This is a genomic window from Richelia intracellularis HH01, assembly GCF_000350105.1.
Classification (GTDB): domain Bacteria; phylum Cyanobacteriota; class Cyanobacteriia; order Cyanobacteriales; family Nostocaceae; genus Richelia; species Richelia intracellularis.
Genome location: NZ_CAIY01000044.1, coordinates 136,673 through 148,360 on the forward strand (window position 1 = coordinate 136,673; position 11,688 = coordinate 148,360).

The window sequence follows — 11,688 nt, forward strand, 5'->3', positions numbered from 1 at the left end:
CTGAACCCGAAGTGGGAGGGCACAAGTCATGAAGTTAATACTATGAAAATCATGAAGAATCATCAATCATTTTCTCAGGGAGCTTGATGTGTAGAATTTTTCACTCTGGTATCTAGTTGAAACACGTCTCTATCACTTGTATCAATGACAATTTCATTTGGCCCTAAATATTTATCATGCTCCCAGTTATTTAACTTAGATAGAAAATGGAAATAAGAAATTACATAAATATATCTAAAAATATAACTTAACAATTTTGGGTAACAGAGTTTACTTGTAATTAGTATATTTAATGTAGCGTAGGTTAATTAATATAGAATTGTGAGATTATCTTCCAGAATAGAAGAGATTTTTCATGTATGTATACTGCTGAGATTCATACTTATGGTGAAGCAAGTGGCATTATTTTAATCTTTGACAACTTTTAAAAAATTTTCTCAGATTCTTGTATGCTCCTAAAAGCGGTCATTAATTTTAAAAATATCAAACACTTATATGCTGGATCTAAATGGAAAAAATGCTTTAGTAACGGGTATTGCAAACAACCGTTCTATAGCTTGGGGTATTGCCCAACAGTTACATAAGGCTGGAGCAAATTTGGGAATCACCTACCTACCTGATGAAAAGGGCAAAATGGAGAAGAAAGTAGGTGAACTAGTCAAGCCACTTAATCCTAGCTTCTGTTTACCTTGCAACGTTCAGGATGATAAGCAAGTAAAATCGACTTTTAAGGTTATTGGTGACAGATGGAGTCGAGTAGATATTCTCATTCACTGTCTTGCTTTTGCACAAAAACAAGATTTGAGTGGTGATTTTAGTAAAACTCCCCGTTCTGGATTTAACATTGCCTTAGAGGTTAGTACATATTCCCTAATACAACTAGCTGATGCAGCAGGATCTTTGATGAGTAAAGGGGGTAGTATTGTTACACTTAGTTATTTGGGTAGCATCAGGGCAGTTCCTAACTATAATATCATGGGTGTTGCAAAAGCAGCCTTGGAAGCTAGTGTTAGATATTTGGCAGCAGAGATGGGAACCAAAAATATTCGTGTAAATGCTGTCTCTGCTGGGCCAATTCGTACATTAGCTTCTAGTGCGGTGGGTGGGATTTTAGACATGATTCACCATGTGGAGGAAGTAGCACCCTTACAACGTACTGTTAATCAATTGGAAGTAGGCAATGCTACAGCATTTTTATGTAGTGACTTGGCTAGTGGTATCACTGGACAAGTCATCTATGTAGATGCAGGATACCAGATTATGGGAATGTAGTTGTGAAGGAAAGGAAAGGGGAAAATTCTGGATTTAGAACTTAGTAGTGAGTATAATTAAAATTTCTTTCCTCTTTTTCTTATTTCTAAACCACCAAAATTTCTTTTTCTAAACTTCTAAGGAATTCCGGAATTTGGACTAGACTTAATACTACTATAAATCTACCTATAGGTAATTATTATATTAACTAAACTAAGATAAACTATATCTTTTTAAGTATTAGAATAACCTACTAAACAACTGCCTTAAGTTATTGCTATTAAGTATTTAGTGTTTGTTTTTCATATCATGATCACTTTAGACTAATTTTATTTCAACCCTAAAAGTTAGTTATAAATACCAGTAAATAGTTATTTGTAGCTAACTGCTAATTCATAAATTGCTGACTAATAACTAAAATCAACATGCAAAAAATTAGTGATAACTCCAGCCAAGAATTCTTAAATTCCCAAGATATTATCATCCAGGCTCGCATGGCTACTGTAACCCGAAAAACACAGGAAACTAGTGTACAAGTGACAGTCAATTTTGATGGTACTGGTATTTGTAAAGCTGCCACAGGTATTCCTTTTTTGGATCATATGCTGCATCAAATTTCTTGTCATAGTTTAATTGATTTAGATGTCCAAGCTCAAGGTGATTGGGAAATAGATGATCATCATACTAATGAGGATGTCGGTATTACATTAGGAAAAGCTATAGCAAAAGCATTAGCAAGGAGAAAAGGGATTGCAAGATTTGGTCATTTTATTGCCCCTTTAGATGAAGCATTAGTTCAGACAGTCTTGGATTTTTCGGGACGACCTCATTTAAGTTATGGTTTAAGGATTCCCACTCAAAGAATTGGTGATTACGATACTCAGTTGGTACGTGAATTTTTTGTCGCAATGGTTAACCATGCTCAGATGACATTACATATTCTCCAACTAGACGGAATTAATTCCCACCATATTGTTGAGGCTACCTTTAAAGCCTTTGCCTATTCGATGCGTATGGCTGTAGAAATCGATCCACGGCGTGTTTCGAAAATTCCTAGTTCTAAGGGAGTTTTATAAGAAATTCACTTGAGAAATGGGAAAGGTTAAATAGGAACACAAGGTTCTTATTTAACTAATTAGGAAATGAAAACGGAATACTCTCAATTATTATCTGTCAAATCTAAATAATCTTAAATCTAAAAAAGCAAATACGACCAGTTATCCTTGAATTGACTTGATTGACACATTATATTCTATTACCAGTAATGATAGAATAACTCAATTAATCAAATTTATTATGTATTTTTATTAATTTTATTGATGGCTAGCTAAGTAAAAATAAAGCCTGCCAAGAGTATACCTAATATTTTTAAATACCCAGGGAGCATAAGTTGTATAAACTAATAACTTGCAAAGAATTGATTAAAGGAACAAAATCAGCCTACTAATACAGAGTAGTACAGTTCAAACCACATTATTAAAATGTATACAGGTAATTATCTTTTCTACTGATATTAAAAAATTGATACTGGATAAACTAGTTAGAACTTTTACCTTAAAATAGGTTGCTAGTGATCTAAAATAGAGTTTTTAATTAATCATTAATACTTTTTATATTTGGTAATTTTTATAGTCACTATATGATATATTCAAACTCTATTAAGGGTATGTTATCAAATTACTTTGCAGCTATTATAATTAGGGAGTTTGCCCAAAAATATATCTAGTCAAAATTATATATAATTCAATAGTGATGGGACTCTACAAGTCATTATATAAATAATATGAAATTCATTATTAACTAGGATTTAGTATTGCTAAATTATCTCATATCATAAATATATCATGCACAATAATATAAAATACATGAGATTAACATTAAAGATTAAGAAAAAATGTGATTCTAAATAATCATATCATATTAAGTATAGAAAAAAATTTAAGTATAGAAAAAAATGGGATATAAATCTATAATTTAAGATAGAGGAGAACTTATTTGAAATTGAACTTTGTAGGAATTTTATGTATACCTGATACTTGATGAAACGGTCGTCAAAGATGAGAACTAGATGGTTGGCGATAAGGACAAGTTAAAACTATATGAGAAGAATATGATTTATTAATAATTTTATAGTTGGCAGATAGAAAAAATATGCAGCATGGATTTATACATTTAATTGATGACCAAAATTCAATTATATACTAACAGTAAATTAATACCTATTATTAAAATATTAAGTTAAACTTGAACATCTCTTCTAGAGTATTAACATACGGGGCTATTCTAATAGAATTGAATATCTTACATACTGAACAAAGAATAAGAGCCAATCTAATTTGATGATTCTGGCTTTTTAGGGAATTATATTTGCTTTAAATTTACTTTAACAAAATTTTAAACTTACTCTACAATTTTCGGACGGAAAGTTAATTAAATTGCAGATAATAGGGTTAGGGAATTTAGATCATTCAGTATGGTCAAGATCAAAATTTTCAGTCATAACTTGATGTTTGTTATTTTCTTATAAGTATGCTTAATACAGGTTTATTGAAATTTATTACCCAGCAATTTGTAGGAATTATGGTATTACTACCAATTATTTTTTCCTCATCGCCTGGTTCCTCTCAAATCAAGGCCTTACCTCTTAATGTTGAACTGAACAAATTAACCAAAAGTACACAACAAAAAAAGCTAGATAGAGTTTATACTTTAGGTGGAGGTGATCGTGTACGTATAAATATATTCGAAGTACCTGAATATACAGGAGAATATCAAATTCCCCCTGGAGGAAAAATTAACCTCCCTTTAGTTGGTAGCATTACCTTAGAAGGATTGACAACAGAAGAAGCTGCTGATGAAATTGCCAAAAGATATGCTCGTTTCCTTAAACGTCCTTTAATTTCTGTCAATTTGTTATCTTCCCGTCCCATCAATGTTTTCGTTTCTGGGGAAGTTACTCGCCCTGGCTCCTATACCTTAATACCTCAAGGTGGGGCAGGAGAAAATCCTGGCGTACAGTACCCCACAATTCTAGCAGCATTAACCTCAGCAGAGGGGGTAACTATGGCTTCAGATATTACTCGTGTTGTGGTAAGACGAAAGGTAAGAGGAGGAGGACGAAGAGAGGTAACATTGAACTTGGAAGAGTGGGTTTCAACAGGTCAACTACCCCAGGATATCACTTTAAGGGATGGAGATAGTATTTTTGTGCCTACTGCAGATAAGCTGGATTTGGCTAGTGCTCGCAATCTAGCCGCTCTTAACTTTGCTGCTAGCCCAACTGCAGCCCGTACAGTAGCAGTAGTTGGTGAAATAGTACGTCCAGGCTCTTATTTAGTCACTTCTAGTGTAGATAATATCCCTAATCGAACAGCACAAACTGGTGGTGGTGTTGCTGTTGCAAATTTGCCTACACTAACTAGGGTAATTCAACAGGCTGGGGGTATTACATCACAGGCTAATATCCGCAAGGTTACTATTAGGAGACCAACTAAAAGCAATGGTAAAATACAAACTATTGATGTTAATCTTTGGGAATTATTACAAAGTGGCGACATAAATCAAGATGTAATTCTCCAAAATGGAGATACTATCTTTATTCCTACTGCCACAGAAATCAATTCGGCTGAAGCTACTCAATTATCAATTACAACCTTGTCGGCAGAAAAAATCAATGTTGGTGTAGTTGGGGAGGTAAAAAAGCCAGGAAAAGTACAGATTAACCCCAATAGTCCTCTAAATGCTGCAATACTTGCAGCAGGGGGTTTTAATGATTCTAGAGCTAAAAGAGTTACTGTAACCATGGTGCGCCTCAATCCTAATGGTTCTGTAACGAAACGTAAAATCAAAGTAGATTTGTCAGCAGGAATCAATGAACAGACTAATCCAATTCTTCACAATGATGACGTTGTATTAGTTGGTCGTTCTAATGTTGCCAAGGTTACTGATCCCTTGAGATTAATTTTAGGGCCTGTCAGTGGAGCTATAAATATAGCTAGATTTTTATTTGATAATGATAACTAAGGCAATTTAACAAGTTAATAATTTAGGGTCAAAGTAGCTGAGCTCTCCAGTTATTGAATTACAGAATGCCATTATAAAAGTACAGAATTAGCTTTTGGAGTAGTGTTGAATTCATAAATAAAGAGGAAGACAAACAATGAACTTCAGTATTTCCAAACCTTTGTTTTGGCAAAATTCACATAATTAGATTCTGAAAGAGACTAGTTCATAAATTCTATAAAACGGGTTTTGGTAATTACTAACCCGGTTTTTTATTACATATTTTTTGATCTATTTATAATGGTAAAGCTCTGATATATAAGACTATCTTATTATATTCAGATGCCAATTAAGTCTGAAGGCCTTAATTAACAATATGTGTATTTCTATAGTTCTAATCGTAATCTCCACCTATTTATATTAATAAAGCAAAAATAATACCAAGATTGATAGATAATAAATTAAATATTGATAACGAATAGCCTTTTTTAGAAAAAATATTAGAATAGCATACTAAATTTGCAACATTTTTATTTGTAAAACATATTGTATACTTAGGTTGTTATGATTTGATTATTACTAGCTTATATAGCAAGGCTAATATTTATATTATATGAGATAGATAAAGCTCATAGTAAACTTATTCAAAAATTAGAAAAGGCAAATATTTTAGAAGTGAATATCTCATGAAAGAGTATAAGAAATATACAACTGTTTATCCATACTTACTATAGTTTTTATATTGGAAATAAAAACGTTTAATCCATAAGAATACTAGTAGAGCAATTGGTTAAATAGTAAGATAACAAAATTAATATACAAGCCCAAATTAACCTAAAAAGCTTATGATAAAAAGAATTTATTATTACACCCAGTATTTCCTAGTAAATAGTTTAATACCAATTAATTATGTCTAATTAATTATGATCACTAAAATATAAATACGGAAAATAATATAAACAACAAGTTTAAGTTTTTAAAACTTATAATTTTAAAGTCAGCTTACTTTATATATCAAAAGTTATTGAAAATCTGATTATATTTACATTCAATATAGTTGTTAGTTAGCAAAGCATTGAACGTAAATATAGTCAATATACTGTTCAGATAACCTGATATTTTATCCTTTATTCTAGACTATCATCAGGTGAAAGTTCATGAATCATTAACAGTGAGAATTAAAGAGTTATAAAAATCTCTTATCTCATTGTAATACATGATATTCACCTCATAATAATATTCAATTTTAGTCATAAATAATGTTAAGATTTATATATGATTGACTCAATTTTTAAATTTTATTATTTTGCTATTGAATAACTTCACAAACCCTAAGCTTATTATGTGTAATAATGCAGATGTGATCATGATAAGCTTACTGAGAAAATATTGCGCAACTTAATCAAAAAATATGCAGGTGGACATAACATATGGGAGAGAGTAAATAATCAAGCATAATTCAAGTTAGTGATCTCAATCATCGTATTTTGTTTGGCGCAAATTTGTACAATACCAATTTGATTTTGGTAATTCTGAATTGTACCAAACTTCATTGGGCTACACTTCGCCATGCAGATTTCCAATAAGTATAATTATGGGTGCAGACTTGTTAATGCGTACCTCTGGTCTGTAATTTTTATTCTCAGGCGATTATATCTTCAGTAAGTTAATTCTAAATGAAGCTAACTTTATTCATGTCAACCTCAACAATGCCATTTTGTTTGATTTTGAACTGAAGTATGACATTTTCCATAGTGCTAATCATTGTTAGCTTCTGCCAAAACGTTCAATTACCCCATACCTTGTAAAATAAGGAAATAAGCAAGAATTTATCATCATCATTATTAAAGATATATTTTTGTCATTGACTCCCTATTATTATCGAATCTATGAAGTCTTATCTCGCCGCTGCTATTCAAATGACAAGTGTGCCAAACTTAGAAAAAAATTTGGCACAAGCAGAGGAATTAATCGATTTATCCGTACGCCAAGGAGCTGAATTAATCGGTCTACCAGAAAACTTCCCATTTTTAGGAGAAGAAGTAGACAAGATCACCCAAGCTGAAACTATTGCCCTGGAGAGTCAACAATTTCTAAAAAAAATGGCGCAGCGTCATCAAATAACTATTCTTGGTGGTGGTTTTCCTGTACCAGTAGAACAGTGTACTAAGGTTTACAATACTGCATTATTGATTAACTCCAATGGGCAAGTGGTGAGTTACTATCATAAAGTACATTTGTTTGATGTTGATGTACCTGATGGTAATACATATCAAGAATCTAGTACTGTAATGGCAGGAAAGGAAATACCTAAAGTTTGTAGTTTTCCTGATTTGGGAAATATTGGTATTTCTGTATGCTATGATGTGCGTTTTCCAGAATTCTACCGCCAGATGTCATATCAAGGAATGGATGTGATTTTTGTTCCTGCAGCATTTACTGCATTTACTGGAAAAGACCATTGGCGAGTACTATTACAAGCTAGAGCTATTGAGAACACCTGTTACGTGATTGCACCAGCACAAACTGGAACCCACTATGCCCGTCGTCAAACCCATGGGCATGCAATGATTATCGATCCTTGGGGGGTCATTCTGGCAGATGCTGGAGAGAAACCAGGCGTTGCAATCGCGGAAATCAATTTTTCACGTTTAGAACAGGTACGCCGGCAAATGCCCAGTCTGCAACACCGAGTATTTGGCTAATACTAAATTATTTAGTTAATACTAAATTCAAGCAATATCTGCTAAAGCAAAACAAATTGGCTGGGGTTTATTAGTAATAATAAACCCTGAATGTAAATGACAGATTAATTTTCTAAAATAAAACTCTTTACTATAGAACGACAAGAACTACTTGAAACACAATTTTAGCTAGCGGGAATATTTAGTTGCTCAGGTCACTAGTTATCATAAATAACAATATCTTATTTTTTATGAAGATATATGTTATGAGAAATGTAGGACATATTAAAAATACCATAGTTGCTAATATTAATTTAATAGTCAAGATCCTTGATACCAATTGATAAACTGATAATATTCGTGTGGTTTGGTTTATTGATAGTAAAAGTTTCAAGTAAATAGTAAGTGCCAGCTCTTCAATTTATTAACTGCTTATAAAGGCAATTGAAATAAAAATACAGTGATATCGTAACATAATAATATATAAAAAACTCTCCTATATTCTTATCGTGCCTGATAGGTTGGGCACATTATTAAAACCTCTTTCTATTGATGGATGGTAAGTTAATATTCAACAGTGTGTTCGCAAGTATCATAAATTTAAGCTTATTTAAAACGACTATTGACATTAAAAACCTTCATATTGCAAACACTGTAAGTCAAAATAAGAGGTTGGAGGTTAGAAGGTCAACAGCTGCTGGAGCAAAGTAAGGTATTCCAGCAGTAATACGTAATAAACCAGCAACTATCTGTATCAATAGTATACCTTATCAACAAATTTTTACACGATGGAAGGTAAACTTATTCAGTTATTTTAAATCATACTTACAATAATCAATAAACAACTATTATCAACTTTTAATATTATCAACTCATAAATCTCCAATTATTTTAAGACTTATCTTGAATACGGATATCAATCACACTGGCTTTGAAATTATAGTTGAACCCCTCCAATTCAAATGGCATCCCAATTTTAACTTTACTGTTGCCTAAAACAGGACCATTGTTAGTAATTTGAGCCTTCCCTAGAAGAGTTAGTAGTATATCAGTACTAAAGTTACCTTGTCTTGGATCATCTACTTCCATGACCTTGCCATCAGGTAGGGTCGCAATTATATTTCTAGGGAATACTTCCATTGATTTAATCTTAACTTCTCCATATGGTTGATTACGGATGATTATATGAGTTTTGCCACCCTTTGTAAGGCCTTGCTCAACTAAACGTTGAGGATCGCGAACACTTAGTCCCCTCACGACTAAATCCACTTCAATAGGTACTGTTTTTGTTCCTAATAAGCCAGCAGAACCACTACTACCGGGGGAAAAAAATATGCCAATAATAACAAGCAAAATCACTAAGCTAGCACAAAAGTCTAATATATTAAGTTTACCGAACAAACGTCCTTTAGAATCTAAAATAGTCATCATAGTTTTCCTAAACAAAAGCAAATAATAAATGATTAAGCATCAGGTATCTACCACTTCAATATCCTATATATGGAGTGAGGGGATTTTTTAACAATGCAAAATCTCTCATATCCATTTATCCTGGTTATATTAGCGAAGTAGTTATTTAGGGGGTATTGTAGTAACCAACTATTTTTCCCAGATAACTCAAACCAAACATACCCCATGTTTAACTTCTATATAACAAGATTTTCCACTGAATTATAGCTAATTGGAAAACTTAACTTTAATACAATCCATAAACCTTATGGATTGTATTATCCCTAATTTTCTACCAAGAATGCAAGTAACCTATTTTTACTACACATTTCAGAATATGAAACTGGTCAATATAAAATAACTAACAACTAACTGTCCAGAAGTCAGTTCTTACGATCCCAATAATGAAAACCTGGTGGTTGTTAGCCATAATAAATCAAACTGATTAGATTTTTCTTGATCAAAGTCATCATTATGATTTAGAACTACTTGTCATAACTGGTATATCACAAAAGTATAAGTATATTTGCCAGACTAGTCATTGTCTCTAATTGGACTAGCAGATAATTACGTAGAAATTTATAGTATAATTATTCAAGAATTGTTCACATTTGTAGCAAACGTATATTTAGGCAAATTAATAAGGGTTGTAAATACTAAGACATCAGTAAATATTAAAGCAACAGAAGAGGTTTTATATTAACTTAGAGGTATGAGATTAAACTCCTAATCACTTTTGAAAAAGTTTCTTTATAATAAACATACATACCCCAAACAATTTTCTCTTTGTATGACTATGATTAAGTCAAATCCAGTATACAGCTTAATCTCTTTTATAGGAATATCTTTGAATTCTGAATGCCTTAAATTAATCACTTTTCTCCTGCCAATAATCAAAAGTACGGATTTATATTTTCCGAACATCTGTTCATACAACCTAAGCTATATGGTTTGACTTCTGAAGTCAGTGTTCCATATTCTCCAAGGACATTGATATTGCTAATAAAGTTTTGGTTTGTTTTCAATTATTGCAAAGTCCCTTTTCTTACAGCCATAAGTAAAGAGAACTTACTGAGAAAGCAGATCTACTCTCCAACATAGCGTAGTATTAATAGTGGTTAATTTGTACAATCATCTACAAGCTTTGGAACAAGGTAACTGGTTCAAGTTAATCTGTGGGGCTAGTTACAAATTTCTACCAGCAGTTAGAAACCTCACACTAGTGTATACTCTGGCAGGTGCTGACTGCATTGATATAGCTGCTGATCCAGCGGTAGTAGCTTCTGCAAGGAGGGGCCTAGAAGTTGCTAGAAATTTTGTTTTGTCTCAGGAGCAGGGTTTTAATGAGAATCAGATCCCCCCTTTGCTTATGGTTAGCCTCAATGATGGTGAAGATCCCCATTTTCGCAAAGCAAAGTTTGATCCGGATATGTGCCCTTCAAATTGTACTGGACCATGTGAAAGAATTTGTCCATCACAAGCAATTATACTTAATACCCGGCAAGGGCTAGTTTATAAGGAGAACAAAATAGAAGAATTTTCTGCTGGGATCATACCTGAAAAATGTTATGGTTGTGGTCGTTGCCTTTCAGTATGTTCTCATGGGCTAATTCATACATCGTCTTACTTATCAAGACTTGAAATGATCATACCATTAATACTATCATCGGGGATTAATGCGATAGAAATTCATACTCAGGTAGGAAATCTGCTAGAGTTTAGGCGTTTATGGAATAAGATAACACCATGGGTTGAACAATTGGAACTAGTAGCAATTAGTTGTCCTGATGGGAAAGGTGTAATTGAGTACTTGAAGTCTTTATGTACAGAAGTTATGCCTTTACCATGTGCATTGGTATGGCAAACAGATGGTCGTCCTATGAGTGGAGATATTGGTAAGGGTACAACCATGGCAGCAGTTAAATTCGGGAAAAAGGTTTTGACAGCTCAATTACCAGGATATGTGCAATTGGCAGGTGGAACTAACAATTATACTGTTCCCAAACTCAAGGATATGGGACTTTTATATAAAGAAAATTCACAGTCTTATATCTCTGGAGTTGGTTATGGTAGCTATGCTCGTATGCTGTTATCACCGATTTTAGAAAAATTAGAAAATAAGGAGATGAATATTACTGGCATGTCAGCGAAAAATCATTTAGAAGAAGAACCAAAGTTGCTCTGGGAGGCTGTTTGCCTAGCTTCTTCTCTTGTCTCCCAAATTAAATCGCTTTAGTACCCTGAATTTTAAGTGTACTAAAACAAATTGCCTAAACTATAAATAATTAGGAAATAGAATTTC

Annotated in this window: 7 protein-coding genes; 6 read left to right on the forward strand and 1 reads right to left on the reverse strand. The window is 32.8% G+C overall.

Going from position 1 to position 11,688, the window contains the following annotated elements; genetic code table 11:
* Window positions 1–495 precede the first annotated feature (495 nt).
* The 5 genes from fabI to RINTHH_RS05395 all read left to right on the forward strand — a co-directional run bounded on the left by fabI (window position 496) and on the right by RINTHH_RS05395 (window position 7,958).
* On the forward strand, window positions 496–1,272 hold the full coding sequence (gene fabI, locus RINTHH_RS05380; protein ID WP_008233818.1) for an enoyl-ACP reductase FabI: 777 nt from the start codon (window positions 496–498) through the stop codon (window positions 1,270–1,272).
* A gap of 404 nt (window positions 1,273–1,676) precedes the next feature.
* The gene (gene hisB, locus RINTHH_RS05385; RefSeq protein WP_081606230.1) at window positions 1,677–2,327 is read left to right on the forward strand and encodes an imidazoleglycerol-phosphate dehydratase HisB; all 651 of its coding nucleotides are present in this window, start codon (window positions 1,677–1,679) and stop codon (window positions 2,325–2,327) included.
* Window positions 2,328–3,780: 1,453 nt separating this feature from the next.
* Window positions 3,781–5,274 carry a polysaccharide biosynthesis/export family protein gene (locus RINTHH_RS05390; RefSeq protein ID WP_044304704.1) on the forward strand — a complete coding sequence of 498 codons (1,494 nt, stop codon included), beginning with the start codon at window positions 3,781–3,783 and terminating at the stop codon, window positions 5,272–5,274.
* A gap of 1,481 nt (window positions 5,275–6,755) precedes the next feature.
* Window positions 6,756–6,839 (forward strand): hypothetical protein, encoded by an 84-nt coding sequence (locus RINTHH_RS11690; protein WP_408005759.1) that lies wholly within the window; start codon window positions 6,756–6,758, stop codon window positions 6,837–6,839.
* 303 nt (window positions 6,840–7,142) lie between these two features.
* The gene (locus RINTHH_RS05395) at window positions 7,143–7,958 is read left to right on the forward strand and encodes a carbon-nitrogen hydrolase family protein (RefSeq protein WP_044304705.1); all 816 of its coding nucleotides are present in this window, start codon (window positions 7,143–7,145) and stop codon (window positions 7,956–7,958) included.
* 870 nt (window positions 7,959–8,828) lie between these two features.
* Here RINTHH_RS05395 and RINTHH_RS05400 read toward each other — a convergent pair.
* Window positions 8,829–9,365 carry a DUF4330 domain-containing protein gene (locus RINTHH_RS05400; RefSeq protein ID WP_044258171.1) on the reverse strand — a complete coding sequence of 179 codons (537 nt, stop codon included), beginning with the start codon at window positions 9,363–9,365 and terminating at the stop codon, window positions 8,829–8,831.
* Window positions 9,366–10,500: 1,135 nt separating this feature from the next.
* Here RINTHH_RS05400 and ldpA point away from each other — a divergent pair.
* Window positions 10,501–11,622, forward strand: coding sequence for a circadian clock protein LdpA (gene ldpA, locus RINTHH_RS05405; RefSeq protein ID WP_008233826.1), 1,122 nt, complete (start codon window positions 10,501–10,503; stop codon window positions 11,620–11,622).
* The last annotated feature ends 66 nt before the right edge of the window (window positions 11,623–11,688 follow it).